The following is an 18542-nucleotide window of genomic DNA, read 5'->3' as shown; positions in this document are numbered from 1 at the left end:
TTTAGCAGCATTCTTCCAGGTAACGCAGTGTTTGGCGGTAATCCCCGGCCAAGGCGTCATCCACCTTGTCGGCCAACAACCCCACCAATTTCTTCCCTACAATCGGCACGGAAGACGACACCTCGACTTCGGTGATCTGAAGTGAATGGGCATCGCCGTCTCGACTCAACATCATGCTACCCGCGACACTCACCGGAACATTCCCGAGCTGGAATCGATATTCTGCTTGATAACCGGCACCCTCAGACAGCGGCGTCCAAAGAAACTCTGTCATCAGCTCGGCCTGCTCAGGAAGGAATCGCCTGGCAAAGCCGGGAATCTTGTCGGACCGGAATTTCACTGGCTGAAAGATTTTCAGTAACAGCCCTTTTGCAGTCTCCTCGAATCCCTCAAAGCGGTAATCCGTTACCCTGCCCCACTCAAAGCGTTGTTCGAAGAACGCCTTGCTGGTCATGATTTGGTAGAGCTTTTCCACGTTGATCGGATATTCCCGATCGACCTTCACTTTCATACTATCTCCCGGCCAGAGGACGCCTGCTGCATCAATTTCAAGAGCGGCATCAGCTGGCGCTTTAAATCCGGTAGCGCGTTCACGACAACCCGTTGTTTGCCTGCCTGAATCAGCCCAAGAGCCTGCTCGACCCCCATGACTGGCACCTGTTTTTCGGCCGCAGCCACCTCGTCGTCATCCCCGACAACGGTGCCCGCCCCACCGGCCCTGGCCCGTTGCATATAACCGTCCAGTATCTTCTGCAAAGCCTCCGGACTGGTTTTGCTGTCGGCATCCGGGCTGTGCAGCACCACATTGACAGGTAGCCTCTGCAGTTTGCCGCGGTGGTGAAATGCCAGCTTCTCGCATACCTTCAAAGTGCGCTCGACAAAGCGGCGTGCGCCCTCAATGTCCGCAGACGGCAGCAACACAGTAAACTGGTCCACTTTGCTGCGCGCCAGCGAATCCTCCTTGCGAACAACTCCCTGGAGCAACTGCGCCAGCTTCAGTAACACCATATCCGCTCGCCGTTTACCAAGCTGTATGAAAAACTGATTGAATTGGTAAATTTCCAGTTGTACCACTGACAGGGCACTCTTCTGCCGGGCAGACAAGGCGAGCTCCTGACCAAGCCGGTGGGTCAGATAGCGGTGGTTACCCAACGCGGTCAACGGATCAACCATGGCCTGTCGGGCAAGCGCCTTGCGTTCTTGCTGATAATTGGCATGGGCCCGGGCCCGGGCCAGCAAATCCGTTGAGTTGAAGGGTTTGCTGATAAAATCAGTGGCCCCTGATGCCAATGCCCGGTTTCGCGCCTCCTCATCATTTTCGGCGCCAGTAACAATGATCACTGGCATTCTTGCCACACCCTCATCCGGGCTGTTGCGAATCTTCCCCAACAGGGCATAACCATCCATTTCCGGCATCGCCAAATCGGAAAAGACCACGCTGTAATCCGGATTATTGCCGATCATGGCCCAGGCCTCGACGCCATGTTCCGCCACCTCGACTCGAAACTCCTTGCCCAGCATCTTTTCCGCTGCCAGTCGCATGACTCTGGAATCATCGACAAAAAGCAGTAGAGGTTTTATCTGCTTATCCATGTTTCCCCATCTGTTTAATGGCCACGGACATTGCTCCTTTCAGACCGGGTTGGCGCCCTCTCGCATAGCCGTAAAGACGCGAACTTCGCTGACAGAAGTCACCCCGCACGATAGCCGGCAGGTAGTGTTGATTAAGTAAATGTCCAGAGTGTTCCGCCAGGCAATACACCGTGCCCGCCGTGCTATCCAGATGTGCGAGAATCCCCACTTCGGCCAGGTAATCGCGACCGTTGGCGAAATGCTCGACATATGGCACCGGATGCCCTGCAGCCAGAGTCAGCTGAGGATCAATCTCCAGACTGTCAGCCACTCCGCCGATGCAATAAATCTCAAGCTTTCTGACCAGGTGACGCACGGATGGATTTCGCAGCAGTTTACGCACGATGTAGCTTGCCACAATGGTGCCCTGGGAGTGGCAGATCAGCACCACCTGATCCTGTTTCTCCAACGCGTCAATAATCACATTGAGCGCAGGGCGCGACAGCTTGCCATCCTTGCGCAGCGTGCGCGCAGTGATGGATTCCGCCACGTCACGCACAATGCCCCAGGTGGGGGTGTGAATCAGGGTAACTGGGCGCTGGAAATGCCGGGCAATTTCACTGGCATTGAGCAGCGCCACCGGCGGTGCAGTCCCCATACCGTTAATAAAGAACCAACGGGTATTTTCAGAAGGTTCTGACACCCGTGGCGGGTGGCAGACCAACGAGCCCTGACTGATGGACTCACGGGTAGCCGGAACGATCAATTGGAGTAACGAGACAAAAGCATCGCTGGTGCTGGAGTAGGACGACAGGGACAATTCAGATCGCGCCCCCGGCTCATTGCCAAGCGGGAGCAGCAGGCGCGGCAGATCCGCAACGTGGTACAGCCCAAGACGCAAGTCACGGCGAATCGCAGAGCGATTGTCGACTACACGGCGCAGCCATTGTCGGGTTCGGTGCCACATGATCTATCCCTGGTTAACGGGCCGGCTAATTCTGAATCTGCCTGCCTAAGACATTAGGCTTACATTACGACCATTACGAAACATTTACCAGCCTGAAAACCCGGCATAATGAGCCATTAACTGCTTTTAAATCAGTCTGTTGGGCATGGAAATTAACGAATTGCTAAAACTTGATCTTTGGGGAATTGCCGGAATTAAGGCCGGCAGCGTCTAGCGGAAGCTTAAAAAGAGGACGTACCAGCGGCGGCTGCCGGAAAACTCACGGGCCGCATGTGGCATGCAGGCTAGCACGGTAAAAAAAGCAGGTCTGCCATGCAAAAAAAGCAGACCTGCCCAGGAGGGGTTTGCCTCTGATCAGACGAAATACATCAGCAACCATTCTGCTGCGAGGGCCGGCTTGTCTTCACCTTCAATTTCCACATTAAAGGCAAACTTCAACAGCCACTGACCTTCACGTTTTTCAGTTGCGTCCATCAAGGTTGCGACCGCGCGGACCCGCTTGCCAACTTTGACCGGAGCCATGAAACGGAGCTTGTCAAAACCATAATTCATGGCCATCTTCATGCCCTTGGGCATCAGAAAGCCATCAATAGTGCTCTGTAGATAGGGCAACAGCGACAGGGTCAGATACCCGTGGGCAATGGTGGAGCCAAACGGTGTGCTTTTCGCCTGTTCCGGATCCACATGAATAAACTGGTGATCCAGGGTGGCATCGGCGAATGCATTGATCCGGTCCTGATTAATCTCGAACCATTCAGATGCACCCAGTTCCTTGCCAACGTACTCGGCCAGTGATGCCGCCTCTACCACTTTCATCTTTGAAGCTCCTTGAATTCTGTTTGAATCAGCTTAGCGACGACAGGCGACCTGACACCATGACACTTTGCACTTCTGAGGTTGCAGCGCTGGTGCTTTTGGTCACCGAGAGGAATGTTTGGCCAGAAACTGGTTGATAACCTGTGCAACCCGTTGCGGTTCTTCCATATGGAGATGATGGCGACCCGGAAGACGCACCACCTCTGAATCACCCAGCCATTCCAGGCGGTGGCTGAACATGCCGTTGCCTCCCATGCCCTGCTCTCCCATGACCAGACATACCGGAGCCTTTATCGCACGAACAAACCCCTCCACCTGCTCTTCAGTCAGCCGTAACGAAGAGGTCAAGCGCAGGCGACTGTCAGCACGCCAGGTCCAGCCCCCTTCAACCGGAATCAGCCCCCGCTCAACCAACAAGGCAGAGGCCTCGTGACTTAGCCCCCCGAAGCCCCGTGTTCTGGCCTCCACTGCATCAGCAATCTCCGAATAGACAGGTTTTTTCTTGCCTGACAGGGCGGCCATGTCATCCATGGCCTTGCGAAGCGTAGTGGCAACGTCTTCAGGTTTTGTGGTGGGGGGGCCCAACCCTTCAATCAGCACCAGTCTCGACACCCGGTCCGGACAGGCCGCAGCAAACAGGCAGGCAATGCCGGCGCCCATGGAATGCCCCATCAGGGTAAAACGCTCCCAACCAAGTTGATCGGCCACCGCCAGAACATCGCGGACGTGATCAACCAGATGAGTTGCGACTTCACCGGGTCGATGATCAGAATGACCATGCCCGGAGAAGTCCAGCGCCACCATGGGGCGCCCCAGGTGGTTGGCTAATGGCGCATAGGAAGCGGCATTGTCCAGCCAACCATGCAGTGCCAGCACCGGCTCACCGTCACCGTCCCACTGCAAAGCAGACAGCTGCTGCCCGTAAACCTGAAACTTAAGCTCCTTCGCCTTCATCAGGGGGCCTCCTTACGAAGCAGCAGTTCCAGCAGTTCATTACAGAGTGCCAGTGTTGCTTCCGGCTTTTCCAGCGGATACATATGACTGCCTTCGGCGATACGGTGAATCATGTGATGACGCCGGGCGATTCGGCGGGCACTGTGCAGAAAGGGAGACGGAGACCGTTTGCCGGTTACGACTGCGGCCGGCACTTTCAGCCGTGGAAGCCGGGTCGCCGCCGTGGGTGTTTCCCTGAAAATCGCCACTTCTGTCTCGGGACGGAAGCGCAGACGCCAGCCCTCTTCCCAGGGCTCCAGCCCGGCCTTCAGATAGTCCTTTAGGCAGCGAGGATCGAAGGCGCGGAACAATCCCCGGGAGCCGAAATAGCTTTCCACCGCCTCCCAATCTGCCCAGAAATCCAGTCGGCCACGGCTCTTGCCCGCAGGGGTAACCCTGTCGATCTGCCCGGCCAGCTTGGCCACATTGATCATCATTCCCTGCCAGCCATTCATCATCGGCGGATCCAGCATCAGCAGGGCCGAAAACCACTCAGGGTGACGCTGAGCCACCAGGTACATCAACACGGAACCCAGTGAATGCCCCATGCCGACAATCGGCTTGGGCAAGGGGGCAAGCTTGGCTTCCAGTTCGAGACTAAGGCTGTGCCACTGGGCATCAACAGGATAATCCGGATCATGCCCAACCCGATCAATGACAAACAATTGGTAGCGCTCCGCCAGCGGAGCAAGAAAGGTGTCATAGCTATGACCCGGAATGCCATTGGCATGAGCAAAGGCTAGAAACGGTTTTTCACGGGGTACTGCAGACATGACCTCTCCCGGACAGGCTTAAGACGTGCAAAAAGACACATCATAGCCAAGTCCATTCCCCTCTATCCATGTCTGATAACGCCAGATCCGGGCCTGCCAAGGACATCGGTTCGTGTACAATGCTGGCACCAAGGAGGCCCTATGACCCTGATTTCTTTCAACATCAATGGAATTCGTGCGCGTCTGCACCAACTGCAGGCCGTCATCGACAAGTATCAGCCGGCACTGATCGGTCTGCAGGAAACCAAGGTCCATGACCCGGAGTTCCCGGAGCAGGCAGTGCGAGACATGGGTTACCACCCCTACTACCACGGCCAGAAAGGGCACTACGGGGTCGCCCTTATCACCCGCGAGCCGCTGGAGGATGTGCAATACGGCTTCCCCAACGATGGAGAAGAAGCCCAGCGTCGCATGATCATCGGCACCCTGCGCAATGCGGATGGCTCCACCACCACCGTGCTGAACGGGTATTTCCCCCAGGGCGAGAACCGTGAGCATCCGACCAAGTTCCCTGCAAAAAAGAAGTTCTACGAAGACCTTCAGGATTATCTCGAGCAATCCCTCCAGCCCGACCAGCAGGTGGTTGTAATGGGCGATTTCAATATTTCCTCGACAGATCTGGACATCGGCATTGGCGACGCCAACCGCAAGCGATGGTTGCGAGAAGGCAAGACCAGTTTCCTTCCGGAGGAACGGGAATGGTGGGAGCGCCTGGTGAGCTGGGGCCTGACCGACACCTTCCGCCATCAGAACCCGGACACCGATGACATCTTTTCCTGGTTCGACTACCGCTCCAAGGGGTTTGAGCGTGAGCCACGCCGTGGACTGCGCATCGACACCCTGCTAGCGACAGCGCCGTTGATGGAAAAACTGGACCAGACCGGTGTGGATTACGAGCTCCGGGGTATGGAAAAGCCCTCTGACCACTGCCCGGTTTGGGCCCGATTCAAGCCATGAAAATCAAGCTGCACCCGGAAAAACTCAAGCCGAACCTGGACTCCCTGGGTTTCCTGATCGACCTGTTCATGATCACCCTGGTGATTGCCAACCTGGGTCTGATCCTGTTCGACTGGCTTTTCCAGGTGTCGCTCGTCGAGAATCTTCTGGCAACCCACACACCGGCGTTCCACAGCTTCTACCGTGACACCATCCACGCAGATTTTCTGTTCTATGATCTCTGCTTTGTGGCGGTTTATCTCACCGAATTCACCATCCGCTGGATCGTCGCCATTGCTCGCGGCACCTATCATCGCTGGTTTTTCTACCCCTTCGCGCACTGGTATGACCTGCTCGGTTGTATCCCGGTGGGCAGCTTCCGCTGGTTGCGCATACTCAGAGTCGTGAATTTGCTGTTCCGCCTGCAGCGCATGGGGATTATTGACTTGTCCCAGACCTGGCTGGGCCAGACCCTGATCAAGTACTACAACATCCTTGTCGAGGAAGTCTCCGACCGGGTTGTCATCAATGTCCTGAATGGCGCCCAGCGTGAGGTGGATGGTGGCAGTCCGTTGCTGCACCGCATCGAAAATCAAGTGCTGGTGCCCCGCCAGGCCAGTCTGGTGCATTTCGTGGCAGAGCGTATTGCTGCTGCCACCCGCAAGACACACAGCGAATATCGTGACGAGCTGGCGGGCTACTTTGCCCACCTCACCGACGAGGCCATTACCCGCACCCAGGCAGGCAAGCGCCTTGCGGCCATTCCCGTTGCCGGCCCCAGAGCGATTGCGCTGCTCGGTGACGCGGTGCGAGAAACCGGCAGCGCTTTCGTCGATCAGCTGGTGGATGACCTGTCGTCATCCGCTAACCGCCCGCAGCTGGAACAGCTCCTGCACGATGTACTGGATGCCGCCCGTGGCGATGGCGAACGGCTGGACGACCTGCTTCGCGATACCCTTCTCGACATCCTGGAGCAGATCAAGCAACAAGTGTCTGTTCAACAGTGGAAATTGGCTGAACAGGCTCAAGACCTTGAGAACAAATATTGATATTATTGAGGAACCATAGTTCCAACAGTTTAGCAGACAACCATAATCTCATGACCGGATAACAACGATGTCACCCAGCGAACAACTCAACGCCGAACCGACACTGCCCCCGTCCCGTGTCCTGATGGTGGACGATACACCACAGAATCTCGTTGCGCTTGAGGTGGTACTGGAAGATCTGGACTGCGAGCTGGACAGTGTCACCAGCGGCAATGCCGCGCTCGGCAAGCTGCTAAAGCATGACTATGCACTGGTGCTGCTGGACGTGCAGATGCCGGAAATGGATGGTTTCGAAGTCGCCAAGTTGATGCGATCCAACAAACGCACCGAGAATGTGCCGATTATCTTCGTTACCGCCATTTCCAAGGAAACCCGCTTTGTGCAGGAAGGCTACCGCACTGGTGCGGTGGATTACCTGTTCAAGCCCATTGACCCCATGCTGCTGCAAAGCAAGGTCAACTTCTTCCTGGGGCTCGATCGCCAGAAGAAACGCCTGGAAGCCAAGGTCGCTCAGGCACGTCGGTCCGAAGCGGAAATGAAAGCGCTGTACGGGAAAGAATGAACCCTGTACAAATGCGTTGATAGTCAGGACGGCGCATACATCTAAAATGGCATTGAGACTCCCCGGTTACCGAATCACCGAACGCCTTGGCAAAGGCGGCATGGCCCATGTGTTCCTGGCTACCCAGAATTCCTTCGAACGCCCGGTGGCGATCAAGATTCTCAGCCCGTCCCTGTCCATGGAACCTCGCTTCGCCGAACAATTCATGCGTGAAGCCCGAACCGTTGCCAGCCTCAATCACCCTCATATTGTGCCTGTCTATGACGTGGGCGAGCATGAAGGCTACCACTATCTCAGCATGGAATACGTCACTGGCGGCAGCCTCAAAGAGCGTATCCGAAATGAGATGACAGAGGCTGATGCTGAAACCGTCCTTCGCCAGCTGGCTAGCGCCCTGCACTATGCTGGAGAGCATCACTTCATCCACCGCGACGTAAAACCGGACAATATCCTGTTCCGCGCCGATGGCTCAGCGCTGCTGATGGACTTTGGTATCGCCTCCAGCATGCTCAACGATTCCACGCTCAGTAAAAGCCGACAGATGGGCACGCCCAAGTACATGAGTCCGGAACAGCACCGCGCCCAGCCACTTACCCCGCAATCGGATCTATATGCTCTGGGCTGCGTGTTCTACGAAATGCTCACCGGCACCCCGCCTTTTCAGGGCAAGGACATGGTCGCCATGGCGCAAGCACATATCCGCGAGCCCATTCCCCTGCTCCCGGTTCGCCTGCGACATTATCAGCCTCTGCTGCGTGCCCTGCTTGCCAAAAATCCCGCGGACCGCCCGGAAAATGGTAATGCCGTCATCGTCATGCTGGACTCTCTGGAAAGCCCGCAACACTATCAGAAAGAGCGCTCTAGCTACCGCCCGCACCAGCAAGGCAACAACAGCCCACTGGCACCACGTCTGCGCCTCAAGGAAACTCCTCTGGGGCTGAGCTGGCGCGGCAAACTGTACCAGTATGATGTTTATCTGGTGGCAGATGATTTCGAGCAGTTTCAGGCTCATTTTCCGGTGCTGCGCTCCGCCCTGCTGGACTGGCATACCCAGCGGGGAGCACGCTGCAAGGCAGTCACCATCAAGGCGACATTGCACCCATGGATCAGCGGTCGGGTGAAGGAATACCTGCGCGACCTGCGCCGCAGCGACGGGCTCGAATTCCTGTCGCGTATCCCTGTCTCCGTCAACCTGGTCGCTGCCGACGGTGAACCCATCGAGAAATTTGTTCTGGAGCCGGAGAAGGCAGGCAAGGAAGACGCTTGATAGCAGTTTCGAGTTGCAAGGTTCGGGATTCAATCGCGAGTTTCGCATTTCGAGGCTCATAATCAGAGCCCTCGATCAAAGCCAAGGCTTTCGTGCTGTCCGAAATCTGTAAGTCAGTATTATCTATGTCGCCGAATCCCTTGCAGGCATATCCGAGAGCTCCTGCAGCAGAAAACACCTGGCCGGAAATGCCCTGACGGCCTTCATTTTCTTTTGATTCTCGCAACTCCCACTTCACCCAGCCTGTTACGGCAGTAAATCACCCATAAAAAAAGCACTAACCGAGGTTAGTGCTTTAAATCTGCCTGAATCACGATGCAAGGAGACATCGCATCCCCCCCTCAGGGAGCTGATAGCGCTGTCAGGAGTCTGCCATGCGTTCTAGCGCCATCGAATTCAAGATACGACAGCACTCTGACTCTGCCCAGCGGCAAACGGCGAACGGTACGATTCCGTTTCCAGAGGGTAGATTTTGGCCGATTAGCGGCAGAGCGTATCCTGACTGGCCACTCTAACGCCCTGTTAGGCTCTCGCCGGGGCTGCATAACCACAGTAAACGAGCCCCTGCCGCAGCCGCCACATCCACGTCCAGACAGGCCACAGTGCCAACCGCAAAACCAATCCGTTCACGGCTACCGGTCCATAGCCCAGTGAGTTGAGCCACCAACGGCATGTGACTCACCAACACAGCGTTATCTCTGACCGGGTTTTCCAATAGCCAGTTCAGTAACGCCTGCGGTGACGCTTCCGGCACCAGCTCGTCACAATCCACCCGTCTCAGGTCACCGTACACCTGGGCAATACAGTCTGCCGTCTGCTGGGCTCTCACGTAAGGGCTGACAATCAGCTCCGAAAGGCTGATACCGCTTTCCTTGAGCTGCTGCCAATGTTGGCGCAACGCTGTGCGTCCATGTTCAGTCAGTGGGCGAAGCGCATCAGTGGGGGCCATCCCCACCGCTTCGCCATGTCGACTGATAAACAGCCTCATCCGCTGACCCCGAGCTGGAATTCCACATCGTGCTTGTACTCGCCACTCATGAGCTGCTGAATCACGATTTCCAGTGGCTGCTGGTGGTAAACCACCTGATACAAGGCCGTAGCCAAAGGCATGTAGACATTCAGCTCTGCCGCCTTGTCCGCTACCAGCTTAATGGTGTTGATGCCCTCAGCGGTCTGCCCCAAGGCTTCCACCGCCGCCTCAAGTGACTTGCCCTGTCCCAGCTGAAACCCAACCTGATAGTTGCGTGACAAATTAGAGGTACAGGTCGCAATCAAGTCACCGACTCCGGACAGACCAAGGAACGTCATGGGGTTGGCACCCAGCTCCACCGCAAAGCGGCTCATCTCGGCGAGGGCTCGGGTAATCAGGAAACTGCGACTGTTCTCTCCGACACCAATCGCTGCGGCCATTCCAGACGCTACCGCGTAGATGTTCTTGAGTGCCCCGCCCAGCTCAACGCCATAGATATCCGGGTTGTCATAAACACGAAAATAGTCACAGCTAAGCGCCGTCTGCACCGTCTGACAGAGCTCGTTGTCTGCGCTGGCGACCACGGTACCGGTAAACTTCTGCTCGACGATTTCCTTGGCCAGATTTGGGCCACTGAGCACCCCAATACGGGTATGAGGCCAATATTGATGCAGCAATTCGCTCATCAGCAAAAAGCCGTCTGCATAAATCCCCTTGGTGCAGCTGATCACAAGCGTTCCTTCAGGGACCCACTGGCGGGCCTGTTCCAGCACCTCTGCGAAAGCCTTGCTGGGTATCGCAACAAACACCATGGACGCCTGGGCCAGCGCATCCTCAAGGCTGTCGGTGGCATTAACGCCTTCCGGTAATTCCTTACCCGGCAGGTATCGGCTGTTTTCACGATCAAGATTGATCGCTGCGGCGGTTTCCGGATCGCGCACCCACAGGTTAACCCCATGACCGTTGGCAGCGAGAATGCTGGCCATGGCGGTCCCGAAACTGCCACCACCAAGGATGGCGGCCTGATATTTCTTCTGCGTCATATGAACGCCTTGTTTACTGCTTTCGGGCATCATAAAGCAGTTAACAGTGAATAGTGAACAGTTAACGGCATCGTGTATTTCTTGCTTTCGAATAACGAATGAGGCCGCACCCGGGACCGGGCGCGGCCTCTAATTGCGTCTCAGAGATAATTCTGATTCGCGCAGCGATTCACTATAAAGTGTTAATTATTCACTGCATTTACAAGCATCTGATGCATGCGTCGTGCAGTAGCGGCCGGATCCTTGGGCAGCTGACCTTCAGCCAGCATGGCCTGATCCAGAAGCAAAGCGGCAAGATCGTTAAACTTGTCACCCTCCTCCACGCTGTCCAGTGCCTTGAGCAGGTCATGGTCCAGGTTCACTTCCAGGACCGGCTTGTTCTCCGGTACCGGCTGGCCAGCCGCCTCCAGCATGCGCCGCATCTGCGGCCCGAGCTCATCCTTGGCCAGCACCAGGCAGCTTGGAGAATCCACCAGACGCTGGGTCGCGCGAACAGTTTCAACTTCAGCTGCCAGACTGCTTTTCAGGCGCGCCACCAGCGGGCTGTCCTGGTCGGTGTCATTCAGCTCATCAAGATCCAACTCACCGCGGGCTGCGTTGACCAGTTTTACGTCTTTATAGCTGTCCAGATAGCTGATCATCCACTCATCAACCGGGTCGCTGAGCAGCAGCACCTCAATGCCTTTCTTGCGGAACACCTCCAGATGGGGACTCTGGCGGGCAGCAGAGGCGGTATCGGCAAGCAGGTAATAGATCTTGTCCTGTTCCGCGGGTTTCCTGTCCAGGTATTCGTCCAGGCTGGCCAGGTCTTCATCCTGAACACTACTGGCAAAACGCAATAGCCCGGCAATGGTTTCACGGTTATCCGGATCTTCGCCGATACCTTCTTTGAGAACCTGTCCGAACTGGGACCAAAAAGAGAGGTACTGCTCGTCGTCGTTGCCCAGTTTCTTCAACATCTGCAGAACGCGCTTGGTCAGGGCGGCCCGGATTTTCTTCACCGGACCATAATCCTGTAACAACTCACGACTGACGTTGAGAGGCAGATTCGGCGCGTCGACGACGCCTTTGATAAAGCGCAGATACTGCGGCAGGAATTGCTCGGCCTCATCCATGATGAAAACGCGCTGAACGTACAGTTTAAGGCCTCGGCTGGCATCACGGTGATAGATGTCAAAAGGCGCACGAGCAGGAACGTATAGCAGGCTGGTGTACTCCAGCTTGCCCTCTACCTTGTTGTGGCTCCAGGTCAGCGCATCCTGGAAATCATGACTGATGTGCTTATAGAAGTTCTGGTATTCCTCATCACTCACTTCCGAGCGCGGGCGTTGCCACAACGCAGTGGCAGAATTGAGTGTCTCCTCCGTAGCGGCTTCATCGCCGTCCGCCGGCACAATCAGGCGAATGGGGAACGCCACATGATCCGAGTACTGATTCACCACCTGTCGCAGCTTGAAGGGATCAAGGAACTCTTTGGCATCGTCGCGCAGATGCAGGATCACTGACGTGCCAGGCTGATCACGCGCTACAGTCTCCACGGTGAACTCACCTTGACCGTCACTTTCCCAGCGCACACCTGCCGCAGCCTCGGTTCCTGCCTTGCGGCTTTCTACCGCCACCTTGTCTGCAACAATGAAGGCCGAGTAGAAACCCACACCAAATTGCCCGATGAGCTGGGAATCCTTTTTCTGATCACCGCTCAGCGACGCCAGAAACTTTTCAGTGCCAGAACGGGCAATGGTACCAAGGTTGTCAATCACCTCGGTCTCGTCCATGCCAATGCCGTTATCCGTAATGGAAAGTGTGCCGGATTCGTTGTCCAGCTGGATTGTAATCCCCAGCTCTCCCGCCGCTTCCAGCAACGCCGGATTGTCCAGCGATGAGAAGCGCAGCTTGTCACAGGCGTCTGAAGCGTTGGAGATCAGCTCACGAAGGAAGATTTCCCGATTACTATAGAGGGAGTGAATCATCAGGTGCAGCAGGCGGGACACCTCTGCCTGAAAACCATGAGTTTGTTTTTCTGTAGACACAACATGCTCCTGCATCAATCATTGCTGCGCTACAAAATTGGGGTCATTTCCGGCTTTTCAAGGCTCCAGAATGTATATCTATCCTTTCCAATAAAGCGAGAATCAGGATCCGAGGTGGGATAACGCCGTTTCCAGATCAGGATAACGGAAAACAAAGCCCTGCTGCTCCAGGCGCCGCGGATAAACGCGCTGACCGCCCAGCAGCATGTCGGACATTTCCCCGAGCCCCAGCTTCAAGGCAACAGAGGGGATCTTGAGAAAAGCGGGACGTCTGGCCTGTCGGGCCAGGGCATGATGAAATTCACGCTGAGATACCGGTGCCGGCGCAGTGGCATTGAATACGCCTTCAATACCGGGGGTTTCCAATGCCCGTACCAGGATCGCAACCATGTCATCAATGTGAATCCAGCTGAGCCACTGGTTGCCCTCTCCCACCATGGCCCCAAGCCCCGCTCGATAGAGCGGCCATAGTTTGGCCAACATGCCTCCGTCACGCCCCAACACAATACCGGTGCGAATCAGGCAAAGTCGAACGCCCTGACGGGAGACCGGGCGGGCCGCCTGCTCCCAGGCATCACAAAGCAAATAACCAAAGTCCCGTTTGCGCGCCGGGCTATCCTCGGTCAGTTCCGCATTCTCTGCATCACCGTAAAAGCCCACAGCGGAGCCAGAAACCAGTACAGCGGGCTTGCGTTCAAGTCGCGCCACCAGGCTGATAAGGGCCTGAGTGACACCAACGCGGGACTCAAACAATGCTTTCTTGCGGCGGTCGGTCCAACGACCGGCAAACAGGCTTTCTCCAGCCAGATTCACGATGCCATCAATATGTTCCTCATTTGTGAGGACATCCAGTGTATCGATGACACGGGCATCTTCCGGTAGCAATCTGGCTTTGCGGCGCGGACGCCGGCTGAGCACAATTAGTTCATGACCATGGGCCGCCAAACGGCGGCAAAGATGTTGGCCAATAAAGCCGGTTCCACCCGTGACAAGAATTTTCAACGCGACGCCTCAATACTTTGAATACTGTTCAGGTCGTAGAAATATTCCATATTTCCTGACCCCACTGGAACGCTGAGGGTAATGTGGTTTGTTTCCACTGCCTGCAACACCCCGGTGCGTGCAGCTCCCTCTTCGACAATCACCGTAACAGACTGCCCAATCAGGGATCGGTATTCCTCACTCCGTGGATTCACGGTGCCTCCCGAGAAAGTAACCTTAGCCTCAGGGACGTCCTGGACACTGTCGGGCCCTGGCTGTGATATCTGTTCCTGACTATCGATCTGGGCCTCGTCGCTTTGACCGTGCTGTACCATCACTTTCTGACCATTAGCCAGCACCAGAGACTGAAGCTCTTCTTCCGGGAAGCTGCGCTCAACAACCCCACTGCCCACATTGATCTCGATCCACAATCGTTTTACCGACACTTTCCTCAAGATGCCGTCAATTTTCCTGCCACTGGTCATTTCCAGCACCACAGACCGATCCACAAAACCCACCAGCTCAGGAAAGCTCACAGTGATTGGCTCCAACTCGGCTGCTGCATCCATCTGCTGCTGTTGTTCCGGGGCGACAACCATGCCGCCTTGCTCTGGTTCGCGAATTACCCGAGTTGCCATGGAACCGGGTTCAACCGACCAGCCCACATCACTTTTTTCAAGACGAACGGAGCGTTCTTCTTCCGCGCCATTTGTCAGCAATACTTGCGCCGTCACCTGGCCGCTGGAATCTGAACGGCGCAACACCACCTGCCGCGGAGTGACAGACTCCAGAGCGCCTTCCGGAAATTGGGTCAGAAGATACTGCCGGGCCACGTAGGCCAGTGTATCTTCATGGTCGAAATGCAGATCCACAGAATCGTTACGATAACGCAGGTGGTTTGTATAGGCTGTAAAATCTCCGCTCAAATAGCTCTTGAAACTGTCGGGAACAACCAGAACCAGTGAGCCGGAAAGTTGGCCGTCATCAAGAGGAGCCAGCGCCAGTTCCATGCGATACCCCCCTCTGAAAATCTGTGTTTCCGGGTAGTCCCTGTTTTCCGGTTTCCACGATAGATGTACCACAGGCGGATTCGCCTCGGAGGGGGTAACAAGTAGATTCTTGCGCTCGGTAATATCCTCAGGCTTCCAGCCAATCAATACACGAACCTCAAGATCAGGAAGAAAGCCGTCACCCTGGCTGGCAGTCAGCACGCCATCAATCAGGGCAACCCGCTGATAGTGAAATTTACGGCCATGAATGCGACCGGAGAGCGCCTTGCCCTGCCCTGCAACCACCGCAAGAGCCGCTTCTTCAGAACTCACAAAGGTGGTGGTTGTCGCCATTTGTTCACCGCGTTGCACCTGACCACTTTGCCCACTCAGAATCCCGGACGGCGGCGTGGAGAGAGAATGTGCCATCACAAAGAGAGCAACACCCAATGCAGCACAAAGTACACCGGCCACCCGAGCCAACGCCCACCAGCGATAATACTCCCAACCCTGTTGTACCTGGCCAAGGCTGGCCAGAGGAATGATGAAAAAGAGTGCACTATGGCCACGGTGACCAGCCTCGTTCATGAGACCCAGCGTGGTCACGATGATTGTGCTTATTCCAATGATGATCAGCAGTTCAGCCATCTTTTTATTCTCTCCGCTTGCTTGCGGCGCCTCCAAGGCTACCGGCTGGCCGTGATTCAGGGCTCACCATGGCGAGCCGAACCTCTACCGGCTCACTTTACAAAGCCCGGGTCTGGCATTCCAGCACTTAAGTGACTGATTTTTCTGAATCAGGGGGCAGCATGATCTGCTTCACACAATTGTCACCATTGGCCCGGATCCTCTAGCCCGAAAACCCTTCCCAATGACCAACCATTCACCCCCATACAACCGCCGGTCCCTGGCTTGAAAAAAAAACCTTGTACGAACGAAAATCAGGCGATATATAGGCGTAGTGATCTGTTGTCACTCCCATGGGGCTTGTTAAAGGGGCCTCGCGCCAAGCACTGCCCCGAGGAAATACTCTTCATGGGAGTGACAACAGGTCTGACTGGCGTGCCGGATCCGCAAGGCTTCGGCAACCGAACACAGGTTGTTTGAGGAGGTCACACAGGAGGCCACCATGAGTAACCGTCGTAATGAGCAAGACCTTGATTCGGAAGATCTGCTGATGAACGAAGATTTCGATATCCTCGACGAAGACATGGAAGAAGATGAACAGGAAGCTGGCAACGCCCGCAGCCGTTCTTTCAACATGGACATGCGTCATCGCATCGAAGATCGTCTGGAGGAACGCCGTCTGCGCAAGGAACTCAACGAATACGAGTTTTTTGAGCTGGACGACGATGTCCTTCACTGAGGCGGCTTAACATCGACGTCACCGGCGTTGTGACCATGTCCCGCGACACAGGCATGCAGCCAGACTGGACCCTGATGCAACGCAGGCCGTGGCCGCAATCGCCGTTTTCATCGCTGTTTGGCGCCCAATAAAAAGGCCGGCTTTAAAGCCGGCCTTTTTATTTTTCAACTCACTGCCTGTTACCAGCCAGTGAGCTCTTTCAGCGCCTGGCCGATGCCGGCCGGGTTACGGGTAGTCTTCACACCCGCCGCTTCCAGAGCCGCAAACTTCTCGTCTGCAGTACCCTTGCCGCCGGCAATGATGGCACCAGCATGGCCCATGCGCTTGCCAGGAGGCGCAGTTACGCCAGCAATGTAGCTGACCACCGGTTTGGTCACGTTTGCCTTGATATAAGCAGCCGCCTCATCTTCCGCGGTACCGCCGATCTCACCCACCATGATGATAGCTTCGGTCTGCGGATCGTTCTGGAACAGTTCCAACGCATCGATAAAGGTCATGCCAGGAATCGGGTCTCCACCGATACCGATACAGGTAGACTGACCGAAGCCCAGCTTGGTGGTCTGGTTTACCGCTTCATAGGTCAGGGTACCGGAGCGTGACACGATACCCACCTTGCCAGGCTGGTGAATGTGACCGGGCATGATGCCGATCTTGCACTGCCCGGGGGTAATCACTCCAGGGCAATTCGGACCGATCAGACGCACACCGCCCTTGCGAGTGATGTATTCCTTGACGTAAAGCATGTCCAGAGCAGGAATGCCTTCGGTGATGCAGACGATCAGCTCGATGCCCGCATCAGCGGCTTCCAGGATGGAATCCTTGCAGAACGCCGCCGGCACGTAGATCACGCTGGCAGTGGCACCGGTTTCGGCAACGGCTTCCGCCACGGTATTGAAGACCGGCAGCCCCAGGTGAGTCTGGCCACCCTTGCCCGGAGTAACCCCGCCCACCATCTGGGTCCCATACTCGATAGCTTGCTCGGAGTGGAAAGTGCCCTGGCTACCAGTGAAACCCTGGCAGATCACCTTGGTGTTCTTGTCGATCAGTACGCTCATGCGGCACCTCCAACAGCTTTCACTACCTGCTCGGCAGCGTCTTCAAAACTTTGTGCGGCGATGATGTTCATACCGCTCTCGGCAAGCTTCTTGGCACCCAGTTCGGCATTGTTACCCTCCAGTCGAACCACAACCGGAACAGTCACACCCACCTCTTCCACGGCACCGATGATGCCGTCAGCGATCAGGTCACAGCGAACGATGCCGCCGAAGATGTTAACCAGAACCCCTTTCACCTTGTCATCAGACAGGATGATCTTGAAGGCTTCGGTAACACGCTCTTTGGTTGCACCACCGCCCACGTCCAGGAAGTTGGCCGGGGCGCCGCCCTTCAACTGCACCAGATCCATGGTACCCATGGCCAGACCGGCACCATTCACCATGCAGCCGATGTTGCCATCCAGAGCGACGTAATTCAGTTCCCATTCCGCTGCGCGACGCTCACGGGCATCTTCCTGCGAGGGATCTTCCAGCGCCTTGATGTCCGGGTGACGATACAGAGCAGAACCATCCACATTGATCTTGGCATCCAGACAATGCAGGTTGCCTTCTTCAGTGATCACCAGCGGGTTCACTTCGATCAGGGCAAGATCCTTGTCGATGAACAACTGCGCCAGACCCACAAAGATTTTGGCAAACTGGTTTACCTGCTTGCCTTCCAGACCCAGTTTGAAAGCGATCTCACGGGCCTGATAAGGCTGTGCGCCTACCAGCGGATCGATTTCCGCACGAAGGATCTTTTCCGGGGTTTCTTCAGCCACGGTCTCAATGTCCATACCACCTTCGGTGGAGGCCATGAAAACGACACGACGGCTGGCACGGTCCAGTACCGCACTCAGGTACAGTTCCTTGGCGATATCGGTGCAGGTCTCAACCAGAATCTTGGTAACCGGCTGACCTTTCTCATCGGTCTGGAAAGTGACCAGGTTCTTGCCCAGCCACTGCTCGGCAAACGCAGCGGCTTCTTCAGCGTTGTTCACCAGCTTCACGCCACCCGCCTTACCACGGCCGCCAGCGTGCACCTGAGCTTTCACTACCCACTTGTCGCCGCCGATCTCTTTGGTTTTGGCTGCAACCTCTTCTGGAGTGTCGCAAGCGAAACCGGTAGAGACTGGCAGGCCATAATCAGCAAAGAGCTGTTTTGACTGATACTCATGGAGATTCATGCCAATA

Annotated in this window: 18 protein-coding genes; 5 read left to right on the top strand and 13 right to left on the bottom strand. The window is 55.9% G+C overall.

Annotated elements, in window-relative coordinates; translation table 11 throughout:
- Position 1: 1 nt before the first annotated feature.
- The 6 genes from GQF00_RS01695 to GQF00_RS01670 all read right to left on the bottom strand — a co-directional run bounded on the left by GQF00_RS01695 (position 2) and on the right by GQF00_RS01670 (position 5121).
- Entirely contained in the window at positions 2-511 is a 510-nt protein-coding gene (locus tag GQF00_RS01695) for a DUF2505 domain-containing protein (RefSeq protein ID WP_161317428.1), read from the bottom strand.
- Positions 508-1593, bottom strand: a complete 1086-nt coding sequence (locus GQF00_RS01690) for a diguanylate cyclase domain-containing protein (protein ID WP_161317426.1) — start codon at positions 1591-1593, stop codon at positions 508-510. The genes GQF00_RS01695 and GQF00_RS01690 overlap by 4 nt, the downstream gene beginning before the upstream one ends.
- A complete protein-coding gene (locus GQF00_RS01685) occupies positions 1586-2539 on the bottom strand; it encodes an alpha/beta hydrolase (RefSeq protein ID WP_161317424.1) in 954 nt (317 codons plus the stop codon). The genes GQF00_RS01690 and GQF00_RS01685 overlap by 8 nt, the downstream gene beginning before the upstream one ends.
- Before the next feature lie 354 nt (positions 2540-2893).
- Complete coding sequence (locus tag GQF00_RS01680; RefSeq protein WP_161317422.1) at positions 2894-3355, bottom strand: MaoC family dehydratase; 462 nt, start codon at positions 3353-3355, stop codon at positions 2894-2896.
- Positions 3356-3457: 102 nt separating this feature from the next.
- Entirely contained in the window at positions 3458-4309 is an 852-nt protein-coding gene (locus tag GQF00_RS01675) for an alpha/beta fold hydrolase (RefSeq protein ID WP_161317420.1), read from the bottom strand.
- Positions 4309-5121, bottom strand: coding sequence for an alpha/beta fold hydrolase (locus GQF00_RS01670; protein WP_161317418.1), 813 nt, complete (start codon positions 5119-5121; stop codon positions 4309-4311). Before GQF00_RS01670 ends, GQF00_RS01675 begins: the two co-directional genes overlap by 1 nt.
- 141 nt (positions 5122-5262) lie before the next feature.
- On the opposite strand from GQF00_RS01670, the gene xthA reads away from it, so the two are divergent.
- The 4 genes from xthA (at position 5263) to GQF00_RS01650 (ending at position 8935) form a co-directional block, all read left to right on the top strand.
- Positions 5263-6078, top strand: a complete 816-nt coding sequence (xthA, locus tag GQF00_RS01665; protein WP_161317416.1) for an exodeoxyribonuclease III — start codon at positions 5263-5265, stop codon at positions 6076-6078.
- Positions 6075-7106 carry an ion transporter gene (locus tag GQF00_RS01660; RefSeq protein ID WP_161317414.1) on the top strand — a complete coding sequence of 344 codons (1032 nt, stop codon included), beginning with the start codon at positions 6075-6077 and terminating at the stop codon, positions 7104-7106. The genes xthA and GQF00_RS01660 overlap by 4 nt, the downstream gene beginning before the upstream one ends.
- A 67-nt stretch (positions 7107-7173) precedes the next feature.
- Complete coding sequence (locus GQF00_RS01655) at positions 7174-7668, top strand: two-component system response regulator (protein ID WP_161317412.1); 495 nt, start codon at positions 7174-7176, stop codon at positions 7666-7668.
- A 46-nt stretch (positions 7669-7714) separates the two neighbouring features.
- Positions 7715-8935, top strand: a complete 1221-nt coding sequence (locus GQF00_RS01650) for a serine/threonine-protein kinase (protein ID WP_202560317.1) — start codon at positions 7715-7717, stop codon at positions 8933-8935.
- Between the two features lie 511 nt (positions 8936-9446).
- Here GQF00_RS01650 and sixA read toward each other — a convergent pair.
- The 5 genes from sixA to GQF00_RS01625 form a co-directional block, all read right to left on the bottom strand.
- Positions 9447-9923 (bottom strand): phosphohistidine phosphatase SixA, encoded by a 477-nt coding sequence (sixA, locus tag GQF00_RS01645; protein ID WP_161317410.1) that lies wholly within the window; start codon positions 9921-9923, stop codon positions 9447-9449.
- A complete protein-coding gene (locus tag GQF00_RS01640; RefSeq protein WP_161317408.1) occupies positions 9920-10948 on the bottom strand; it encodes an NAD(P)H-dependent glycerol-3-phosphate dehydrogenase in 1029 nt (342 codons plus the stop codon). Before GQF00_RS01640 ends, sixA begins: the two co-directional genes overlap by 4 nt.
- Positions 10949-11130: 182 nt before the next feature.
- Positions 11131-12993, bottom strand: a complete 1863-nt coding sequence (gene htpG / locus GQF00_RS01635) for a molecular chaperone HtpG (protein ID WP_161317406.1) — start codon at positions 12991-12993, stop codon at positions 11131-11133.
- Between the two features lie 87 nt (positions 12994-13080).
- Complete coding sequence (locus tag GQF00_RS01630) at positions 13081-13980, bottom strand: TIGR01777 family oxidoreductase (RefSeq protein ID WP_161317404.1); 900 nt, start codon at positions 13978-13980, stop codon at positions 13081-13083.
- The gene (locus tag GQF00_RS01625; protein WP_161317402.1) at positions 13977-15596 is read right to left on the bottom strand and encodes a hypothetical protein; all 1620 of its coding nucleotides are present in this window, start codon (positions 15594-15596) and stop codon (positions 13977-13979) included. The genes GQF00_RS01630 and GQF00_RS01625 overlap by 4 nt, the downstream gene beginning before the upstream one ends.
- 481 nt (positions 15597-16077) lie before the next feature.
- Here GQF00_RS01625 and GQF00_RS01620 point away from each other — a divergent pair, with 481 nt between their 5' ends.
- Positions 16078-16314 (top strand): PA3496 family putative envelope integrity protein, encoded by a 237-nt coding sequence (locus tag GQF00_RS01620; protein ID WP_161317400.1) that lies wholly within the window; start codon positions 16078-16080, stop codon positions 16312-16314.
- Positions 16315-16493: 179 nt separating this feature from the next.
- Here the strand turns inward: GQF00_RS01620 and sucD are convergent, their stop codons facing one another.
- Positions 16494-17369, bottom strand: coding sequence for a succinate--CoA ligase subunit alpha (gene sucD, locus GQF00_RS01615; RefSeq protein WP_035229130.1), 876 nt, complete (start codon positions 17367-17369; stop codon positions 16494-16496).
- Positions 17366-18535 (bottom strand): ADP-forming succinate--CoA ligase subunit beta, encoded by a 1170-nt coding sequence (gene sucC, locus GQF00_RS01610; RefSeq protein WP_161317398.1) that lies wholly within the window; start codon positions 18533-18535, stop codon positions 17366-17368. Before sucC ends, sucD begins: the two co-directional genes overlap by 4 nt.
- Positions 18536-18542 lie beyond the last annotated feature (7 nt).

This window comes from Alcanivorax sp. DP30 (assembly GCF_009882945.1).
In the GTDB taxonomy this organism is placed as follows: Bacteria; Pseudomonadota; Gammaproteobacteria; order Pseudomonadales; family Alcanivoracaceae; genus Alcanivorax.
The sequence above is the reverse complement of the archived record's forward strand: the minus strand, read 5'-3'. Positions and strand labels throughout refer to the sequence as shown.